Below are 21,234 nucleotides of genomic sequence, written 5' to 3' on the forward strand. Positions count from 1 at the left end.
AAGAAACATATAAAAACTTTAAATTCGAGTGAATTAGAAGAATTAAAAGATGGAATTTATCATATTCAACGCGCTAATAGTTACCACAGTAGATTAAAGGGTTGGTTTAGAGGTTTCAATTGAGTTACAACTGAAAATTACTCAACTATAACTACTATTAAAAATAGGTATATTGAACTAAGTTAAAATAAGATATTTTACCTAAAACAATGAAACCATTTTGTAATCTGAAAATAATTAAATATCATATATAATTTAATTGAGTTCGCAAACGTTATATAACACGAAATCTAGAAGTAGATAGCGACAATAAAATAATATAGGGGAGATAGACTATGAAAAAACACATAATTATATTCGCATCAATAGCTGTTATTATATGGGGAATGATCAGTATGAAAAACAATTATCTACTAAAAGATGCTTTTGTTTTTAGTGATAAAGATATAGTAGCTACAATTTTATTAATGGATAAACCTGAGCCAGATAACTTTGAATATCAAATATCAAAAGATTTAGCTAATAATATTAGTAAAGCTTTAATTGAGGGAAAAAAACATCGTATATCAGGAGATAAATTTTCAAATAACTATTCACCTAAAGGAATAGAAATTTTCTTAGATGGAGAACAGAAAGTTACTAAAGATGATGTATCTACTACATTTAAAAGAAGGATAATCTTGGTTAAAGAAGAAAATAATGATATTCATGTATCTATAGATATAAATGAGATAGAAAATAATGATATGACTAATTTATTGACTAGAGATTATGTTGTAGAATCAAAAGAATTAGCTGGTTATATAGATGCGTTATATAAATAGTTTATGTGACTATATAGAAAAAATAATCAACTATCTGCCTTAAAGATAATAGCAACTGTACTTTAGTTATTTATAAGAACATTTACAATATTAATATAAAGCGAATTAACTAAGAAAATGACTGATACTATTTAATATATAGTGTCAGTCATTTTTATTATTTATATTTAGCAACTAAATAATTTAACATAGACTTTTATATTGCTACTTTAATATTCTACCAGATTCTATGTTTCTTAAGTGCTATTATATTTAGCATAGCAAATACAAATGTAAATCCTAGTAATACTCCTAAATCTGGTAACACATCCATTATTGTTGCACCACTTATCATTACATCTCTAAGAGCCTCAGCTGCATATGTTAAAGGCATAGCCTTTGATAGAATCTGTAATGGTTCTATCATTCCTCTAATAGGGAATAGTCCTGAGAAAAATGCTTGAGGTACTATTACTAAAGGTATAAACTGAATAATTTGAAGTTCATTATTTGCATACGCTGATAAAAACATTCCAAAACTTAGAGCACATAAAGCTATAACTATAGTAACTACCATTATTGATAATATATTTCCTGCATTATAAATATCAAGAACCCAAATGCTATACAATGATATTATTGCTGATTGGAATATTGTAAATAATCCAAAACCTATCAAATACCCTAGTACTATTTCATATCTTTTTATTGGAGTTGCTAATAATCGTTCTAATGTACCCGTTGTACGCTCACGTAAAAAGCTAACTCCTGATATTAAAAATACAAAGAAGAAAATAAAAAATCCTATTAATACTGGGCCTAAATAATCTATTGTTGCCATATTATTACTTCCATAGTAATTTTCTGTTGTAACTTGAGGCATCATAGCTTGAGATGGCATATTTTCTTTTAATCCACTTTGAATTTCTTTAATTACTTTACCATTGATTGAACTATCAGAGCCTTGAAGTATTACGTTTAAGTTGTTGTTTTTATTTTGGATAAAAGCATCCAAATCTTTAACTTTAAACTTATCTTCAGCTTCACTTTTAGTCATTATAAAAATATTATTATCTTCATCTAAAAAACTTAAAGTTTTTTCCATATTCTTATCTTCTATACCAATATTTAAAGGACTATCATGTTCTGTAAACACATAATTCATAAGAGTTAAAACAAGTAATGGAGCAAATATTAACAGTGCTAAGGTACGCTTATCTCTAAAGAACTGTCTTATTATTCTAGTTATTATTGCATTAATCCTCATTTATCTCGCCCCCTAATTTTAAGAATACCTCTTCTAAGTCCTTACAATTAGTTTCTTTTATTAACCCGTCGGGTTTTCCGACGGAGATACAATTTCCTTCTCTAATCATAGCCACTCTATCACATTTTGTAGCTTCATCCATAACATGAGTAGTAATTACTATCGTTACCCCTGTTTCTCTTAATTTTTCAAATTGAGCCCATATTTGCTTACGGAGTAGTGGATCCATTCCTACTGTTGGTTCATCTAATATTAGTAAGGTAGGTTTATGAATTAATGATATAGCCAAAGATAGTCTACGCTTCATCCCTCCAGAAAACTTACTTACTATTTTTTTGCCATCATCTTGTAAATTTACTACGCTTAAAGATTCATTAATTCTTTCTTTCCACATCTTTTTAGGAACCTTATATAATTGGCAGTAAAACTTCATATTTTCTTCACAAGTTAAATCTGTATATAAAGCATCAGCCTGAGCTGTATAACCTATTTTCTCTATAATTTTAATATTAGGTACAATATTTTCCATTATTTCAATGCTACCACTGTCAAGAGACTCCATTCCCATCATTAATCTTATTAATGTTGTTTTCCCTGCTCCTGATGGTCCAAGTAAACCAAAGATTTCACCATTTTTTACTTCAAATGATATATCCTTTAAAACATGTTGTTTTTTATAACTTTTATTTACTTTGCAAACCTTAATAGAATTTTCAGTAGACATATTCCCTCCTAATACACTCAAAATGAGTTATTATTAACTACAATATATTCATATCTATAATCGTTAATACTACAATACTTTATATTTTATTTAGTTATAGAATATATAAGATGAGGCATCTCTTTACCTTCATATACCTTTACAAATTCTCCAACTAATTTCATATTTAATTTATCTGCAACTTTTCTTGAAGACATATTTTCAGGTCTTATTTGTGCTATAACTTCTTTAGCTTTAAGTTTATCAAATGCATAGTTAACACACTCTTTAATACCTTCTATGGCATATCCATTGCCCCAGTATTTTTTATTTAAAATATAGGCAACACCAATATAATCTTTATTTTCTATATTCTCAACCAATGGTCCCATTAGGCCTACAACACTTTTATCTTCTTTCCTAATTGCTAAAAAATAACTAAATCCGTCTTTTTCATATCTTGAAATATTTTTTTCTATCCACTCAGATACTTCATCATCACTAAAAGATTTCTCCCAAGCATACATTACTTCAATATCTTTTAAAATCTTAGCTATTTCATTAAAATCACTTTTTTCTATTTTCCTAAATACTAATCTTTTCGTTTCTATTATGTAATTATTCATATTTAACCCCTAAAATAATATTATTTTAACTTTACCATACCTACTAGTGAAAAGTCTTCACCAAATCCTACAGTATCAATTAATATACTATAATCACCTTGAGCATATATTATTCTTTTTGTTTCTTGATCATAAAAAGCTTTTATTGAATTTATAGATATTTTTTGGTGATTTTCTTTTGCAAATTTATACATGTATAAATCTTTTTCAATTTGTACTACTATTTCTTTGTTACCATTCTTATAAATTATTTTACCACATTTCGCTATTGTTTTATCTTCAACCATACCTTCTGTTCCCTTTGCCATATAGATTTCTTCAAAACCTTCTGGTTGATTTATTATAAACTCAGCTCCTAATTGATTAAATATTTCACTTATATTATTTACATCTGTCCATGGATTTGCTATCTGAGTATCTTCGTAATTAATATCATCAACTTTTTCTTCCAATTTCATAATACTAACACTAGTGGTTTGTACAGGATAGCTTTCTCTTATTTCTGGTAAAATCTCTATTTCTACCATATCCCCTATCTTTGGCTTAAAGTCTAAGTCTTCTCCTTTATAGCTTACACTTGCCTTATCAAAACTTAACTTTTCATCATTAGTTCTAACTATTAAAGAATTGTCGTATATTTCTTCTATAGTTCCATTAAATTTTATGCTGTCTATTTTAGTAGGTTCATTAGCACAACCTGCTAGTCCTAACATACTTAAAAATAATATTATTAAAAGTGACTTTTTCACCACCAACTTCCTCCTAATTCTTTTCTTACATTTTCTTATTTATGTTTTTATTAATCCTATTATAGTAATCATTTCCATTAATTACTACTATTATAAAAATATTTGTTATTTTACTGTCACAAACTCATACTCTACATCAATAAATATAAAAAATCAATACCTTTATTATTTTTTCTGCATACTATTATATTATCAAACATTATTTTATGTAAATATGCATTAAGGAGGTAATAATCATTCGTATATTATTTCTTGAGGGTCAGAATCAATGGATTCACACCTTACCACAAGGTTTTATAGATTTAGGCTATAAGGTTAAAATTGCTGGTGATATAGATAAAGGTACATTGCCTTATATAATAGAAGATTTTAAACCAGATCTAGCAATAAGTATTGGATGGGGACCTGGACAAAGTGTAGAAAATCAATTGATTATAAAAAAATATACAGAATATTATAAGGTTCCTCATATTTATTGGTCAACAGAAGACCCTACCTTTACGTGGAACTTTTGTTTGCCACTTATAAAAAGGATGAACCCTGATTTTGTATTTAGCGTATCTAGGGAAAGCGTGGATTTGTATAATCAATTGGGAGTTAGATGTGCTTACATGGATTTTGGATATTCAAGTCACATACATCGTCCCACAAACCCTAGTAAAATATATAAAAGTTCTATTTCAATAGTAGCTAATGCTTATCCACAGGTTTTGGCTTCCCATCCAGAACATTATAGACATGAATCACTTAAAAGATTAATAGTACCACTACTTAAAGAAAACATCAGAGTAGATTTTTGGGGAAGGCATTGGGAGGATGTAACTCCTTATTTAGGTTATGAAATTCCTAAAGAGTGGTTACATGGATATGTACCTTATGATGAAACTAATATAGTATATAACTCTTCAAACATAATGTTAGGCCTTCAAAACTATACTACTCAACTTACACAAAGAACCTATGAGATATTATCTTCTAGTGGCTGTCTTCTCACTATGGACACTTTGGCTATACGTGAAAATTTCGAAAATGGTAAGCATTTATTAATGAGTTCTACTCCTGAACAAAGTGTTGAATTAGTTAAGTACTATGTAAATTATCCTGACGAATGTAAAAATATAGGAATAGCCGGTCGAGATAAAATATTAATTGGTAATAGTTATAAGAATAGAGCCGAATATATGCTAGAAATATTAGAAAAGGAAAATATAATATAAATTTTATAAATCTTAAAATAAATTTAACATTAATTTTCTATTGCCATATCTACGATTCTTAAGGTTATAGCCTTTAGGTATTATATATATGGCTTATTTATTTTAATAAAAATCTTAAGTTATATAATCCATTTATAACTTCTTCGGTTTTATATTAGTTATTTTATACATATACATATATTATCTAAGTATAGAGGTGATTATTATGAAAGTATTATTTTTAGAAAGCCATCCATTGTGGGTTTATGGTTTACCAAATGGATTTTTAGATGCAGGTCATGAAGTGAAAGTATCAGGCCGTCTTAATGAACAAAAAATATCCTCTCTAATTTCTGAGTTTAAACCTGATTTAGTTATCACTATGGGGTGGACTGATGAAAATAATAGCCTTAATAAAATAGATTGGATAAGAAATAATGTTAAAGCTAACAATATACCTCTTGTATATTGGGCAACTGAAGACCCTACTCATACCGATCGATTTTCTAAACCATTAATAGAAAGACTTCAACCTGATTTTATATTTACTATTTGTAAAGACAAAGTAGAATTTTATAATGAATTAGGTATACCAGCGAGTCTCCTAGACTTTGGTTATCATCAATTTGTCCATCATCCTGCTGTACCTGATGAAAGTTTTAAGTATAATATTGTAGTTGTTGCAAATGGTTATCCAAATAATTTAAAAAACTTTCCAGATCATTATAGAATAAAATCTATAAGTAATCTTGTAGCACCTTTGATTAAAAGAAATATAAGAGTGGATTTCTTTGGTAACGATTGGGATAAGATGGCTAAGTTCATTGGTAAGCCAATACCTAAAGAATGGATTCATGGATCTGTTCCATATATTTTCACTAATGATATTTATAGTTCTAGTGATATAGTAATAGGACTTCAAAATCATGAAACACAGCTTACTCAAAGAACTTATGAAGTTTTAGGGAGTGGCGGATTCTTACTTACAAATGACACACCTGAAGTGAGACGTCTGTTCACTCCTGGTAAAGATTTATCTGTTTCATCTTCTCCTGAGGAGACTGTTGAATTAATTAGGCACTATCTAAAAAACAAAAAAATCAGAGATGAGATAAGGGCCAATGGATTAGATTCTGTAAAGCCTCATAATTATAAATATAGAGCAGAGTATATGTTATCAGTATTAATGGATAATAAAGTAATACATTAATAAATATAAATTATACAAATTAAATTATTATTAACATATATTATAAAAGCTACCCTAATTTTATTAAGGTAGCTTTCTTTATTTAATCTATAACAAATATTTTAATTACTTGTTATTATCAATATATTCTATTATATGTTTTAAGCTGTTTAATGGAGTAGTAAAGCTTCCAATAGTAACTTCTTTACCAAATGTACCATGGAAATCACTTCCTCCTGTAAGTATCAAATTATACTTTTTGGAAAGATCGTCAATAATTTTATAGTCTTCTTCACTATGAGATACATGGTATTTTTCAACACCTACAAGTCCCTTTTCTACTAATTCTTCTAATAATTCATAAGAATTTAGCTGTCCTGGATGGGCAAGAACTGGCATTCCACCATCTTTAATAATTGCATCCATAGCTTCAAATATATCAATATATTCAACTTCCAAATTACAAGGACTATCTCCTTTAAACAACTTTTTATATAAAGGCGCATATATTGCGCCACAGTAGCCCTTGTTGATTAGTTCTTGCATAATATGTTGCTTATATACTATTTCACTATTTATTGAGTATTTTTTTATATCTTCAATTTCTATATCATAGCCCATTTCTTTTATTATTTTGGCTTGTTTTACAGACAGATTATTCCTATCATTTAATAATTTAGAACAAAGTTTTTTCAAGTTACTTCCTTCTAAATCAAATCCATAGCCTAGTAAATGAACTTTTCTTTTTCTTTTGTAGTCATAAGCCGATATTTCTATTCCAGGAATAACATATAATCCTTCTTCTTTGCCAATTTCTATTGCTTCTGCTAGCCCTTTTACTGTATCGTGATTAGTAATAGCTATATGAGTTACTCCGTTTTTCTTTGCTAGTTTTACTGCTTCTTCTGTTGTAAGTGACCCATCTGAAATATTAGTATGAACATGTAAATCTGCTATTATCATTTAAATTAACTCCCCTTATACATATTGTGTTTATGTCTTTAATATTAATTTTTATCATCAATTTCTTGAAAAAATTTTATTATATATTTATTGTTTTCATTATGATGATTTTTTACTATATCTAATAATAACTGATCCTCATTCATTTCTTTTAATATTTCATAGCTATATTGACTATGATTGTAATAGCACTGCACTTTCTTTGATCTCTCTACATTTCTTAACTTACCTTTCGTAAGCTTATTTAAAATTACAATAATAGATTTATCAAATACATTTAGTCTTTTTCTTATCTTTCCAATATCATGTACTAGTGCAGCTTTTACTAAAATATCTCTATTGTTTATTATTTCATCACTATTTACTAAATTGTTGTCAATGGCATATTCAATGTCTTTAGCATTTCTAACACTATGCTTTTGTTCTGACTTTAAAAGCTTAGTAAATAAATCATATTCTTCTTTATTTAAAATACTTTTTACATATTCATAATCGTCTTTTTTCATAACATCCGTAACATTTATATAAAATTGTTTTACTCTCTTTGGTACCATTACTTTTCTCCTAGGCAAATTATTTATTAGACCGTATTACTTAGGATTTGAAGTGTTATTTTTTAAGTTTTCCTTTTACTTTGTCCATTATTAAATTAACTTCTTCTACTTTAAGAAGTACAACACTTAATCCATATACTACAGCACCTATACTTACAGATATTGCAAGTTTTAGTGCATCCATAATAAAGCTACTTGGTAATAACTTTCCTAAGCTATTATAAACTAATAATGTAACTATCGCCATAAATAGTGAAGATATTAATGACTTAATCATTACAATTATTATTGATTTCCCTCCAAAAGGACCAATTTTTTTTCTAAGACTAATAAACAACAGTATTATTGTTATTAAAGCTGATATACTAGTTGCAAAAGCAAGACCTGCAAGTTGCATATTAGTAAATTTAACAAAGTATAAATTAAGAGCTATATTTAATACCATTGCGATAGCTCCATTAACCATAGGTGTTTTAGTGTCTTGTAATGAATAAAATACTTTACCAAGCATATCTCTAAGACCAAAACCTATCATTCCTATTGAATAAAATACTAATGCTATGGCAGTCATTTGAGTGGCTCTTGCATCAAATTCTCCTCTTTCGAATAGCAGCTTAACAATAGGTGTTGCAAGTATTATTGCACCTACTGATATTGGAATTACTAACAATGATACAGTGTTTACTGATTTTGTTATAGAATAATTAAACATTTCTTTATTATCTTCTGATGTATATTTTGATAATAATGGATACACAACTGAAGATATAGATACTATAAACATTCCCATAACAAATTGATTAAGCTTTGTAGCATAGTTTAATGCTGATATACTACCTTCAACTAATGTAGAGGCTATTGTTCTATCTACTATTGTATTTATTTGATTTACAGCTACTCCTATAAGCACTGGTCCTATTAACCATAACATTCTTTTTATATGTTCATCTTTGAAATTTATGTATGGTTGATATTTATATCCTTTTTTCATTGCAAATGGCAATTGGAAAATAAACTGAGCCAAAATACCAAAAAGTGCTCCCCAAGGTAATAAATTTGGATTTATTTTTGCACTTACTAATATTGTTGTTATCACTATAAGATTATTAGGTACTGGCATAAGCCCTGGTACTATAAAGTTTTCTTTTACTTGTAAATAAGCCATCATAATATAGCTCATTCCTAAAAATGCCATACCTAGTATTAAAACTCTTGTAAAATATACTGCTTGAGTTAAAGTCTCTCCCTTAAACCCAACCGCAAATATTTTAACTATTTCAGGAGTAAAAGTAACTCCTATAATAGATAATAACAAGCAAATAAGAACTACTATATTAAAAACATTGTTTGTGAATTTTACACACTCTTTCTCTCCTTTTTTTGCACTTATATCACAATATAATGGAATAAATGCAGTTCCAAGTGAAGTACCTATTGCTGTGAATATTACATTTGGAATATTCATTGCAACCAAAAATGCATCACTAGTTCCTGATGCTCCGAAAGCTGAAGCCAATGCTAGCTCTCTACCAAATCCTAAAATTTTTGCCATAAGAGTTGCTACCATTAAACCTACAGCTGCTTTTGCTACCTTTGACATGTCAATTCTCCTACTTATCTTTAGTTATATTTTTTCTTTTCATAAAAAGATAACCTATTGATAATAATATAATTACAACTACGCTCATTGTGTAATTATTTAAAATAACCAATATTGTTTCAAGGTTATCTCCTACGAAAAATCCTATACTTATTAAAAGTAAATTCCATAATAGTATACCTATACCCGAATATATAGTAAATATATAAATATTCATTTTTGTAATACCAGCAGGTATGGAAATGAAAGTTCTTGCTAGTGGAACTACCCTAGTTAACATAACTGATAGCTTATCTTATTTTTGTAGCCACATATATGACGCTTTCGCTGATTTTTCAGTTCTAGGGTATTTCGTAACCAACAAATTTATTATAGGCTTTCCAAAATAATAGCCAATATAATAATTTATTATGCTTCCAACTATTCCTGCAATTACGGACACTGTTACTGCACTGGCAAAGTTAATATTACCTTTGGCCACCATAATACCTACAAATGGCAAAACCACCTCACTAGGCAGTGGTATATTTGCATATTCTAACATAACAATAAGAAAAATACTTATTAGTCCATATTGTTCAATAAAATTTTGTATAATTATATTTAAATCCATATTTATATTCCTCTAATATTTATTTAGTTTCACTTACGTATCTACATAGATAAACATATTATAATTTATGGAAATTAAAGGATTCTTAATTAAAGATTAAAATCACATTAAAAAACTAATCTTTTGATATTTTTTTACTTGCATCTTTAATATCCTCTGAGTCTAAATACATCATTAGATTTTGAACTGAGTTATCTCCATCCGTACCCATGTTCATCATATCTGCAATAAACAAATCTCCAAGTATTTTATATTCTAATTTTTCTAATTCTTTTTCTTTATTTTTATTATTATTATTTTTCATGATTATTCTCTCCTTAATTTTACTAATCTCCTATATTAGTATTCTTCTATTAAGGACTAGTTATACTTGACTATCTTTTTAGAAAATACAAAAATACACTTACTTTAGTTTAAGTGTATTTTTGTATTCTCTATTTTAATTTAAAGCCTTTGTATATCTAGCATTGCCCGAGAAATATACATTCATTAGACTTTATATAATTATACCTGGTCATTAAATAAGACCAGGTGAATATGATCTTCCCATTTACCATTTATTTTTAAGTATTTTTTGCCTATACCTTCATTTTCAAATCCAAGCTTGTTTACAACAGCCATTGATGGCTTATTTCTAGGCATTATGTTTGCTTCTATCCTATGAAGCTTAAATTGATTAAATATTATTTCTATTCCTTTTTTAACTGCTTCTGTCATATATCCATTATTTATTTCATCTTTATCCAACTTATACCCAAGGAAACAAGATAAGAAGGGACCTCTAATTATATTACTAAATCCTATTGTACCTATTAATTTATTATTATCTTCTTTTTTGTAAATCCATAATCTTAATGAATTTCTTTGTTCCATATTAATTAAATCACTATTTAATCTTTCTTGATGATATTCTATTGTGTAGAAACTTGAATCTCTACTTTCTTCAAATTCACTTAAAAATTCCTTATTTCTTAAATAATAATCTAATACCTTAGAAGCTTCTCTATTATCTATAACTTTTAATACTAATCTTTCTGTTTCATATACAGTATTAAAGTCAAGAGAACTTAAATCTGGAGTTTGACTTTTAGCATTAGATTTATAATAATCTTTAAGAAGCTTGTCTCTTTGTGATCTTAGTATATTCATAATATTTTCTAAATCTTTTTTACTTAATTTCCATACATTATCACAACTAGAAATATCATCTCCTAAGTTATGTTTATGCTTATCTATTAACTCTTCTATTGCAATTACTATTTCTAAGTAATTATTATTCTTTAGCACTTCTTCACATCTTTTTATATCTGCATCTAGTATTATTAGTAAATCATTCAACTTTTTCTACCTCTTTCGTATAATTACTATATATAAATCATTATTAACAATATAAGTATAGTTCTAAGAATATTCCTTGTAAATACAATTTAATATTTTGTACATATTGTTAAAGCTTATTTAAATATTTTTATATAAATTAATAATTTCATATTATTTTATTGTATTTTGGAAAATTTACCAATAAACTATAAATATATTGTATTTTCTTGGGGGGTAAATATGAACAAGCTACTAAAAACCATGATGGATAATAGTCCTCTAGCTTATTTTTATATTAAAGGTATTAAAGATAGCCATGGTATCTACAAATCACTCGAGGTGATAGATGCAAACAAATCTTTTTCAACAATGTTCAATGTTGATTTGAAAAAGATTATTAACAAAAGAATTGATGAAGAGATACTTTTATCAAAAGCACCTAGATTTAACGAATTATTACAGAAATCTATTGAAAGTAAAAAGTATACTACAAAGTTATTTTTAAAAGAACATGATCTTTATTTGGATTTAGAGGTATATAGCGGAGATAATGATGAATTTGGATTTAGAATAAGTGAGGTAAAGGAAGAATCTATGAAATTTAAATCCATACTTAGATTTTCACCTTTTTATACTTGGATACAAGATATATCTGGTAGATACGTAGATGTAAATGACGCTTATTTAAAATTAATTAATAAGTCTTACAATGAAGTTATAGGGAAAACGGCATATGATATTTATGGTAAAGATCAAGGAGATATCTTCATGCAAAGAAATCATCAAGTTGTGAAAGATGATAAACTAATAGTCTATGATGATATCCACTATTCATGTAACAATGAAATAATAAATACAGAAACAAATATATGGCCTTATAAAGATTGTAATAACAATATTTTAGGTACTATAGGTGTGGCAATGGACGTTACTGAGAAAAAGGCTCTTTTAGAGAATATAAAAAGAAATGAGCAATTTTTCCTAGATATAGCTGATAATATAGGAGATGTACTTATAATAAGAGAAGGGGATAAGATCATATACATTAGTCCATCATTTGAAAAAATATTTGAGGAGAGTCCGGATAAAATACTAGAAGACTCTGATTATTTTATGAACTATTTTAACAGTGATGATATACTAAACTCTATGGAATATGATCATTTGAATTATTTTGATGCAAAACTTAGGTTAAAATCAAATAAAGATAAATGGCTTTGGGTAAAATCAGTTCCTATAAAAGATGATAAAGAAAATACAATAAAGCGTATTGGTATTATTAGCGATATTTCTGTTGCAAAAAAATTTGAAATAGAATTAGATAACTTAAGAATGGACTTTTTTGCAAATTTATCTCATGAACTTAGAACTCCTATAAATTTGGTTTTAAGTTCTATTCAATTAATAAATTTAAAGCTAAATAATATTCCTTCTACAGAGAGAGAATTTTTAATTAAATACCTTGATATTATTAATCAAAATGGATTGAGATTACTTAAATTAGTCAACAACCTTATAGACACTACAAAGTTGGATTCTGGACAATTTAAATATCATCCTCAAAATTATAACATTGTGTGTTTTATAGAAGACATATGTACATCTGTAGTTGATTTCGTAGAAAGTAATAATTTAGAAATAATCTTTGATACTAATGTTGAGGAGAAAACTATCGCTTTTGACTTGGATAATATGGAAAGAATAATACTTAATTTAATTTCTAATGCGATAAAATTTAATAAACCAAATGGTACTATAAAAGTAAGTATAGATTGTCAAAAAGATATAAAAATCAGTGTAAAAGATAGTGGAATGGGTATTCCTCCCGAGAAAATGAACAGCGTATTTGGTAGGTTTGAGCAAGTCTGTAGTAAAATTAAAAAAGAGCGTGAAGGCAGCGGGATAGGTCTATCTTTAGTTAAGTCTTTAGTTGAGATAAATGGTGGTATTATAGAATTAATTAGTGAAATCGATAAAGGCAGTGAATTTATTATTACTTTACCTGATAAGGCTTTAAATATTCATGAAGAAAAGTCTTTTGAAAACTCTTCTTCTTCTAAATGTATTAATCATAAGACTAATCGTATGACGGTTGAGTTTTCAGATATATACACACATAAAATTTAGTTCTTATATATAAATTATAATATAAATGGTATACAACAATATTGTTGTATACCATTTTTACTAGTCTTGGTAATTGCTCAGTGCATTTGCAGCGGCAAATACTGCTTTTTCTACTGCAGATAAAGTTCTTTGTATCTGTTGCTTGTTATTATCCTTCTCTACATTGCCTAAAGCTTCATGTAAAGAACTAGAAGCGCTCTTAATCTCATCACATGCAGACTGTAAATGTTCTTTTGAGTTCATTTGCATAATAATACCTCCAACGTAATTTCATAAAAATATAATCACAAAGGATATTTTCTGCTATTTACAACTTTTTATACATAATATTCAACATTTCCTCATTAAACTACTTTACTGAATCTAAAAAATCTAGAACAGTTTGCTCCATATACTTTCCTTTTCTATATTCTTTCTTAATTAGGATTCTTTCTACTTGATTTTCAGTTTCTTCAATATCTCTTACATTACTAGGCACTTCAATAAAATCCCCTATCTTATTGTAATTTTCATCTAGCATTAAGAATATTGGAATTTTTACATTTCCATCATCACTATGTTCTTTTATTATTTCTTCATTCCCTTTTAAAGATACTAACCTTAAGTTAATATTTGGATTTAACTGTGTTAAATAGTTCATTACAGATGCATTTATTTGGCAATCTGCACACCATAGCTCAGAAAAACCAAGTATGTTAACTTCTTTATCTATTTTTTTTACTTTTTCAATAATTTCTTCACTAATTACCATATTATTAATGTAATCTAGTGCTTTTTGTTTATGTTCTTCCTGAGATTTGTCAAACTCTTGCTTAAAACTAATCCCTGATTCAAATAAATTTTTTAACATATTCTCTATATCCCCCTAAATATAATTTATCAAATATATAGTTCAACTGTATGTGATATTTTCCTTTATTTTTTCTCTCTAATACTGTATTACTATTTATCAAATTTACGCATATAAAAATCCCATCAGGAATTTTCTAATGGGATTTATAATTATAATATTAGCTTGATATTAATTGCCTTAAATACTTTTGCTCTACCTCTATAGATCTAATAGGCTTTTCATAATAATAGCCTTGGATTATATCGCAATTAAGCTTTCTAAGTGTGTCTAATTGACTTTTTGTTTCTACACCTTCAGCTACTACTTCTAAGTTCAAACCTTTACTTAAACTTATTATAGCCTTAGCAATTTCAAAATCTTCTTTGCTCTTATCAATATTATTTATGAGAGACATATCTAATTTTAGACAATCTACAGCGAAGTTTTTAAGATACTCAAAAGAAGAATATCCACTACCAAAATCATCAATTGATACTTTAACTCCCAACTGTCTTATTTGTTTTAGCTTGTTAATATTTTCAAGACTATTTTTTACTGCAACATCCTCAGTCAACTCAAGATTTATTTGACTAGGCTTAATATCAATTAAAGTTAATCTTTCTTTTAATATATCTAAAAAATTATCATCCATTAATTGTATTGGCGATACGTTAATGCCTATTTCTATTTCTGTATTATATTTTTCTTTCCATTTCTTAACCTGTAAAAATCCTTCTTCTAGTACCCAGTTTCCTATATCTATTATCATTCCAGTTCTTTCTGCTAAAGGAATAAACTTTGCTGGAGATACAAATCCAAGCTCCTCATTATTCCATCTAATTAATGCTTCTACACCAACTAATTTATTATTTATTGGATTAAATTGAGGTTGATATCTAAGGTTAAATTCCTTATTTTTCAATGCTCTTTTCATAAGTTCTTCCATTTTTATATTTAAAGCTATTTCAGAGTCTGGCTTGTATATTTTAATTTGGCTATAGTTTTCATTCTTTGCTGTATACATAGACATATCCGCCTTTTTCATTAGGGTTGATCTATCTTTACCATGTATTGGGTAAACTACGCCACCTATACTAAGTTCTATTTCACAGCTTTTATCATTAATAATAACTTCACTTTTCTTAAATTCATTTATTACAATATTAGCTTTTCTTATAATATCTTCTTCACTTTTAATCTCTTTACATATGATAATAAATTCATCTCCACCTTGTCGAAACACATAGGTGTTATCACTAGAGTATTTATTCAATCTTTTACTAACTTCTTTTAAAACAGCATCTCCTATATCATGACCATATAAGTCATTAATATTTTTAAAATTATCTAAGTCTATAAACATAATACCAAAATTTTCAACATCATTATCATCTATTAATTCATCAATTTTTTTGATTAAATATCTTCTGTTATATAAGTTCGTAAGTGCATCTTTATTAAGCAAGCTTTCTAACTCAATATTTTTCTTACTTAATTCAATAGTTCTTTCAAATACTGTGGTTTCTAATGTATTATTTATTTCTTTATATCTTTTTACAAGTATTTTGTTTTCATTTAAGATTTTGATTTGTTTTAATACCACTATTGTTGTTATAATACCTATCATTGCTTGATATTTTTCACCAATATCTACTGTAAGCAATACGATAACAGGTATAACACTTAAATAGGTTGCTGAGTTTGAAATTTTAAACTCTGAGTCATTATATATTCTATTAATCTTTTCTAAGGCTGCTAGTGACATTATCATAAAACTAATCATCCAAAAAGAGTTTATGATTGAAGTTGTTACATATTCACTTTTAGTTAACTCATATGCATAAATTATATCGGAAAAAGTATATAATGATATACCTAAGAAATGATATAAAATAATTTTATCAGGCATATTGTGATTTACTACAATATATAAAATACTCAAGTTAATTAGGGTAATTATATCTATTGCTATATATACAACTGAATATAATTGGCTCACCGTTTCAATATCTCCTATTCCAAATATCTTAAATGACCTAACTGCTAACAAGAAATACAACACGAGAATAAAGAATATATCTATAGAGGTCTTTCTGTTAAGTTTTTTAATTTCAATATTTGACTTTAACAATATAAAACTTGCTGCAAGTAATGATATATTTGCAACTAAAAAAATATTTTCAGATAATGTAATTGATCTTAAGTAATCCTTTGAAACATAATCTGCAAATAGCCATAAGGAATCTCCTACAGTAAAAGTAGCCACTCCAACGAAAACAAAAAGCCAATAATATTTTAAGCTTTTCTCTTGAGTAATTTTATAAATTCTATAAAAAGGTATACTTACTGCAACTCCCATAGCTATTTCTAGAATATTTTCTAAACTAGAATTTTTTGGTGAATATATATTATATATTACTGCTATTAAATATAAAATTAATAAGGCAATATATACATCATAATACCTGAGCTTAATTATTTTTTTCATCTATATCTCCTATATTTTTCTATATTAATATTTTGTCGATTTTCAATTAGATAAACATTATATATTATAATATTTATATATTAAAATTTTTTTATTTATTTATTTTTTGTTCTAATAGAAGAAAAACACCCACTTTTGTGGGTGTTTCGATACAAAATAATTATTCAGCGTCAAAATCTACATGTATTCTTCCTGCTGGAGAGTTTATGTCTATGTATGATAGATTAAAGTCTTCGTCATTAAGATCAATTTTATATTCAAAGAATATATCATCTTCCTTCTTTGACATGAATATGTAACTTCCATTTTCTTTATCTTCTATTTCATCACAGATTTCGTTGTAAATTTCTTCACCGTCTACGTTTCCAAAGTATCCTGCATCTTTTATTTTTTCTTCAATTGCTCTATAGATTTCTTCCATTTGCATAACCTTCTTTCATTAATTATCAGTTATAGTCTACCGTTAGAATATATCCTGTGTCAAGGTTGTTTATATACTTGTATCCATAGAATTATTTAAATATCCCTTTTTAAAGGATGCCCCTATATTTTATAGCAGCATCCTCATTATATGTATCTTTAGTGTATTGTTTACTATATAAAAATATTTACTAATTAGTACGTCGTGTAACATGAACTTTTATATTCTGGAGAGTATATTTTATGGACGATGGTGTAACTATTATCATTAATGATGATAATATTCCTACAATATAATCATAAGGTTTTAATTCCATAGTGACCTCCCAAATTACATACTTATTACAGTATATGAAAAAAATCACTAATGTTGTCTTGTCTTTAATTTTTTCTCCATTATATATATCTTCTTTTAATATATTTTCAACCAAGGTATTTAAGACATTCCCTAAATTCTTCTTTGGTCATAGGATATACAGTAATCATTGTAAGTTTCTCTAGTTTTTATTTATTCTTCTAGTAACAATTAACTATACCTTACATAATTGGAATTTTTTTCAACATTATATTCAATACGGATATTATACAACATTTCTTAATATATTTATCAAATTCTTAATAAAATTTTAGTATTTAGTTATAAAAATTCACTTAAAACCCTTTTAAAATTGTTAAATTTTAATTTTTCCTTAGGAAAACGATAATTATTAGAACATTTTCCCAATTCTAAAAATAGTATATTGTATACCAACATAAAAAATGCTATCCTTATATAATGATTATTATATAGGTATTTTTATTACACATGAAAGGAGACATTATGACTAAAGACATGACTAACGATATGACAACAGGAAACCCTGCCAAACTTATTTTGATGTTTTCAATTCCATTATTAATAGGTAACATTTTTCAGCAGTTTTATAGTATGGTGGATACAATAATTGTTGGTAGATTTTTAGGTGTTGAAGCACTTGGTGCGGTTGGTTTAACTGGTGCTATGACATTCTTAATAATTGGATTTATTCAAGGAATAACATCTGGATTTTCAGTATTAATCGCCCAAAGGTTCGGAGCAAGCGATGAAGAAGGTTTAAAAAAGGCTGTAGCAAGTTCTCTTGTTTTAACAATACTATTATCTGTAGCTCTGACAGCTATAAGTTTACTATTAACAGATCCTTTATTAAAATTTATGAATACGCCATCTGATATTTATCATCTTTCTAAAGAGTATATATCAATAATATTTATAGGAATCGGTGCAACATTCTTCTATAATATGCTATCAAGTGTATTAAGAGCTGTTGGGGATAGTAAAACACCACTTTACTTCTTAATAATAGCTTCTATTTTAAATATAGTACTTGATATTGTTTTAATAGTAAATGTAGATATGGGAGTTGCTGGTGCGGCTTATGCAACTATAATATCTCAAGGTTTCTCTGCTATATTATGTTTAGTTTATATATTAAAGAAATTTAAAATATTAAAACTTAAAAAGAGACATTTTAAGAATAACAAAGAGTATAATAAAGAGCACTTAAGAATCGGATTCCCTATGGGTATACAAATATCTATTATAGCAATCGGGGCTATAATAGTTCAAAGTGCGGTAAATTCATTTGGTTCCACTGTTGTTGGTGCTTACACTGCTGCTTCTAAAGTTGAACAGCTTGTTATGCAACCAGCTATATCTTTCGGTGTAGCTATGGCTACTTATACAGCTCAAAACCTTGGTGCTGGAAATATTGACCGTATAAGAGAAGGTGTAAAAAAATGCGCTCAAATAAATGTATTCATCGGAGTTAGCGCGGGAGTTATACTAATAGTATTCGGTGATTTCTTCATAAATCTATTTGTTACTAATCCTAGTGCGGAAGTTATTTCTTACGCTAAGCAGTATTTAAATATTTCGGGATTATTCTTTACTGCTGTAAGTATGATATTTATTTATAGAAATGCTCTTCAAGGTATGGGGCATACTAGAGTTCCAATGATAAGTGGCTTTGCTGAGTTATTTGCTAGAAGTATTATTGCTTTTACACTTCCATCAGTAATCGGATTTGCTGGAGTTTGTTTAGCAGGACCTATTGCTTGGGTTTGTGCTTCTAGTTTATTGATATTTGATTATTATAAAAAGATGAATCCAAAAACTAACCCATCTCTATCGGCGGAGATAAATTAATCTTTTTGGGTTAACTGAAAAATGGAGAGTAATCGGCGCTCCGGGTAAATATAAATTTTCTACCATGCAGGCATGAAGCCGCCTGCAAATGTTCGAAAATTTATATTTATCCCTCCGCTGGGTTCCCCTCCATTTTTCTTGTGTTAACTCATAAATCTTAATTTTGGTGTTAGTACTTAAAACCTAGAACCTAAAATCTAAATTATAAAATCTTTTCAAAGGCTACTCTTGTATCTCCATCATTTAAGTATATTATTCCACAGTATTTAAATCCGTTTTTTTCTAGTAGTTTTTGCATTGAGATGTTATCTTTGTGTGTATCTACTTTTATGCTTTTTATATTTCTTTCACTACACTTTTTTTCTGCTTCTTTTATTATCTCTCCTGCTAGTCCTAATCCTTTGTAGTTTGTGTTTACTGCTATTCTATGTATTACTGCATAGTCATCATTTGATAACCACTTTCCATCATGTATTTCATTGTATGTTTCTTCTCCATCAAAAGATAATACTGTTGTTGCTAATATTTTGTTGTCTTTTAATAATACATAACTATGATCATTAGATATGTCTTCTTTTATTACATCTTCGTTTGGGTATCCATTTTGCCACTGGTCTATTCCTTGATCTTTAAAGTATTGTTGAGATTGTTTTATTATTTCCATCACTTGTTCTACGTCTTTATCATTTGTTTTTCTAAATTCCATTTTTATCTCCCTTTTATTATATTTTTATATAAATAATCTTATTTTATCATATGTTATTCTTATATTAAACTTTATAAACTATAGTTTTTCTTTATATTATAAAGGAATCACTATTTTAGTTTAAGTGATTCCTTATTTTTAACATTATATTATTATATTTCTAACTGTGGTTGTGGTTTACCTTTTCCTATTGCTAATAATACTCCAAGGGCTATTGATAAACTGGCTGCAAATATTACTCTATACTCTCCTGGTAGTAAAAATGTTATAGTGTGAGCTGGTATCCAAAATAGTGGTACTGTCTTTCCTATTACAAAAGATAAAAAAGCTTTAAGATCGATTCTGTCTACTATTTTACTTACATTGATATCTTTAACTCCTTCTCCTTTTAAGTCTAGGTATGTATCACTTATTTTGTGTGCAAACATAAACGTTGGAGCAAATGTAAGATTCATTATTGCTGATGTGAAGAATGCAAAAGCAAATACTGAGCTTCCTCCTGGAAGTAAGTTACTTTCTAATGCCTTTGTCACACCTGCATCAAAGATTGTAAACATTAGTGTAATTACTACCCCAAGTATTCCCCATATAAAGGCTCTTGCAAATAAGTAACTCGGAAACTTCCAGTCTCCCTTTGTTATTCTTAGTGCTAATAATTCTCCCATAGTTGAAAGAACTCCAAACTTAATAAAACCTCCAAATAATTTATAATTACTAGTAAATTCAATAAACGCATCTCTACTTGGCTCAATTATTAACATTGCTGCCATTGCCAAGATTATGCCACCCCAAATAAAATCACCCTTTTTCATAAACTCTCCTTTTGTAAATTTATAGTTGTTTATGTAATATTATACTACATGGATAATTTCTATATTAGTTTATATAATTCC

Annotated in this window: 22 protein-coding genes; 5 read left to right on the plus strand and 17 right to left on the minus strand. The window is 27.5% G+C overall.

The annotated features are described in order from the left end of the window. Window positions 1-335: 335 nt before the first annotated feature. Window positions 336-824, plus strand: a complete 489-nt coding sequence (locus tag ACI48P_RS00425) for a hypothetical protein (protein WP_475212364.1) — start codon at window positions 336-338, stop codon at window positions 822-824. A gap of 217 nt (window positions 825-1,041) precedes the next feature. Here ACI48P_RS00425 and ACI48P_RS00430 read toward each other — a convergent pair whose 3' ends face one another. The 4 genes from ACI48P_RS00430 to ACI48P_RS00445 all read right to left on the minus strand — a co-directional run bounded on the left by ACI48P_RS00430 (window position 1,042) and on the right by ACI48P_RS00445 (window position 4,151). Further along, the gene (locus ACI48P_RS00430; protein WP_475212366.1) at window positions 1,042-2,070 is read right to left on the minus strand and encodes an ABC transporter permease; all 1,029 of its coding nucleotides are present in this window, start codon (window positions 2,068-2,070) and stop codon (window positions 1,042-1,044) included. Continuing rightward, window positions 2,060-2,794 carry an ABC transporter ATP-binding protein gene (locus ACI48P_RS00435; protein ID WP_475212367.1) on the minus strand — a complete coding sequence of 245 codons (735 nt, stop codon included), beginning with the start codon at window positions 2,792-2,794 and terminating at the stop codon, window positions 2,060-2,062. Before ACI48P_RS00435 ends, ACI48P_RS00430 begins: the two co-directional genes overlap by 11 nt. 86 nt (window positions 2,795-2,880) lie before the next feature. Beyond that, window positions 2,881-3,399, minus strand: coding sequence for a GNAT family N-acetyltransferase (locus tag ACI48P_RS00440; protein ID WP_475212369.1), 519 nt, complete (start codon window positions 3,397-3,399; stop codon window positions 2,881-2,883). A gap of 20 nt (window positions 3,400-3,419) precedes the next feature. Continuing rightward, window positions 3,420-4,151 (minus strand): hypothetical protein, encoded by a 732-nt coding sequence (locus ACI48P_RS00445; protein ID WP_475212371.1) that lies wholly within the window; start codon window positions 4,149-4,151, stop codon window positions 3,420-3,422. A gap of 239 nt (window positions 4,152-4,390) precedes the next feature. Between ACI48P_RS00445 and ACI48P_RS00450 the strand changes: the two genes are divergently transcribed. After that, complete coding sequence (locus ACI48P_RS00450) at window positions 4,391-5,365, plus strand: CgeB family protein (protein WP_475214106.1); 975 nt, start codon at window positions 4,391-4,393, stop codon at window positions 5,363-5,365. Window positions 5,366-5,570: 205 nt separating this feature from the next. Further along, window positions 5,571-6,554: a CgeB family protein gene (locus ACI48P_RS00455; RefSeq protein WP_475212373.1), complete on the plus strand. Its 984-nt coding sequence runs from the start codon at window positions 5,571-5,573 to the stop codon at window positions 6,552-6,554. 105 nt (window positions 6,555-6,659) lie between these two features. On the opposite strand, the gene ACI48P_RS00460 is transcribed toward ACI48P_RS00455, so the two are convergent. The 7 genes from ACI48P_RS00460 to ACI48P_RS00490 all read right to left on the minus strand — a co-directional run bounded on the left by ACI48P_RS00460 (window position 6,660) and on the right by ACI48P_RS00490 (window position 11,601). Further along, window positions 6,660-7,496 carry a PHP domain-containing protein gene (locus tag ACI48P_RS00460; protein ID WP_475212375.1) on the minus strand — a complete coding sequence of 279 codons (837 nt, stop codon included), beginning with the start codon at window positions 7,494-7,496 and terminating at the stop codon, window positions 6,660-6,662. Window positions 7,497-7,540: 44 nt separating this feature from the next. Further along, window positions 7,541-8,050, minus strand: coding sequence for an HD domain-containing protein (locus tag ACI48P_RS00465; RefSeq protein WP_475212377.1), 510 nt, complete (start codon window positions 8,048-8,050; stop codon window positions 7,541-7,543). A 55-nt stretch (window positions 8,051-8,105) separates the two neighbouring features. Then, on the minus strand, window positions 8,106-9,650 hold the full coding sequence (murJ, locus tag ACI48P_RS00470; protein ID WP_475212379.1) for a murein biosynthesis integral membrane protein MurJ: 1,545 nt from the start codon (window positions 9,648-9,650) through the stop codon (window positions 8,106-8,108). A 10-nt stretch (window positions 9,651-9,660) separates the two neighbouring features. Continuing rightward, entirely contained in the window at window positions 9,661-9,930 is a 270-nt protein-coding gene (locus ACI48P_RS00475; protein ID WP_475212381.1) for a DedA family protein, read from the minus strand. Between the two features lie 15 nt (window positions 9,931-9,945). Then, window positions 9,946-10,263 (minus strand): DedA family protein, encoded by a 318-nt coding sequence (locus ACI48P_RS00480; RefSeq protein WP_475212383.1) that lies wholly within the window; start codon window positions 10,261-10,263, stop codon window positions 9,946-9,948. Window positions 10,264-10,378: 115 nt separating this feature from the next. After that, window positions 10,379-10,567, minus strand: coding sequence for a hypothetical protein (locus ACI48P_RS00485; protein ID WP_475212385.1), 189 nt, complete (start codon window positions 10,565-10,567; stop codon window positions 10,379-10,381). 200 nt (window positions 10,568-10,767) lie between these two features. Next, window positions 10,768-11,601 carry a GNAT family N-acetyltransferase gene (locus ACI48P_RS00490; RefSeq protein ID WP_475212387.1) on the minus strand — a complete coding sequence of 278 codons (834 nt, stop codon included), beginning with the start codon at window positions 11,599-11,601 and terminating at the stop codon, window positions 10,768-10,770. Window positions 11,602-11,823: 222 nt separating this feature from the next. On the opposite strand from ACI48P_RS00490, the gene ACI48P_RS00495 reads away from it, so the two are divergent. Next, entirely contained in the window at window positions 11,824-13,710 is a 1,887-nt protein-coding gene (locus ACI48P_RS00495; protein WP_475212389.1) for a sensor histidine kinase, read from the plus strand. Window positions 13,711-13,770: 60 nt separating this feature from the next. On the opposite strand, the gene ACI48P_RS00500 is transcribed toward ACI48P_RS00495, so the two are convergent. The 4 genes from ACI48P_RS00500 to ACI48P_RS00515 all read right to left on the minus strand — a co-directional run bounded on the left by ACI48P_RS00500 (window position 13,771) and on the right by ACI48P_RS00515 (window position 17,451). After that, window positions 13,771-13,959, minus strand: a complete 189-nt coding sequence (locus ACI48P_RS00500) for a hypothetical protein (protein WP_475212390.1) — start codon at window positions 13,957-13,959, stop codon at window positions 13,771-13,773. A gap of 100 nt (window positions 13,960-14,059) precedes the next feature. Beyond that, complete coding sequence (locus tag ACI48P_RS00505) at window positions 14,060-14,560, minus strand: thioredoxin family protein (protein ID WP_475212392.1); 501 nt, start codon at window positions 14,558-14,560, stop codon at window positions 14,060-14,062. A 160-nt stretch (window positions 14,561-14,720) separates the two neighbouring features. Next, window positions 14,721-17,030, minus strand: coding sequence for a putative bifunctional diguanylate cyclase/phosphodiesterase (locus ACI48P_RS00510; protein WP_475212394.1), 2,310 nt, complete (start codon window positions 17,028-17,030; stop codon window positions 14,721-14,723). Window positions 17,031-17,190: 160 nt separating this feature from the next. Continuing rightward, window positions 17,191-17,451: a hypothetical protein gene (locus ACI48P_RS00515; RefSeq protein ID WP_475212396.1), complete on the minus strand. Its 261-nt coding sequence runs from the start codon at window positions 17,449-17,451 to the stop codon at window positions 17,191-17,193. Between the two features lie 819 nt (window positions 17,452-18,270). Here ACI48P_RS00515 and ACI48P_RS00520 point away from each other — a divergent pair. Then, on the plus strand, window positions 18,271-19,635 hold the full coding sequence (locus ACI48P_RS00520) for an MATE family efflux transporter (RefSeq protein ID WP_475212398.1): 1,365 nt from the start codon (window positions 18,271-18,273) through the stop codon (window positions 19,633-19,635). 202 nt (window positions 19,636-19,837) lie between these two features. Here ACI48P_RS00520 and ACI48P_RS00525 read toward each other — a convergent pair whose 3' ends face one another. Together ACI48P_RS00525 and ACI48P_RS00530 are read right to left on the minus strand one after the other, a co-directional pair. Further along, on the minus strand, window positions 19,838-20,341 hold the full coding sequence (locus ACI48P_RS00525) for a GNAT family N-acetyltransferase (protein WP_475212400.1): 504 nt from the start codon (window positions 20,339-20,341) through the stop codon (window positions 19,838-19,840). A 152-nt stretch (window positions 20,342-20,493) separates the two neighbouring features. Further along, on the minus strand, window positions 20,494-21,153 hold the full coding sequence (locus ACI48P_RS00530; RefSeq protein WP_475212402.1) for a hypothetical protein: 660 nt from the start codon (window positions 21,151-21,153) through the stop codon (window positions 20,494-20,496). Window positions 21,154-21,234 lie beyond the last annotated feature (81 nt).

This window comes from Romboutsia sp. LXY-2 (genome assembly GCF_056171995.1).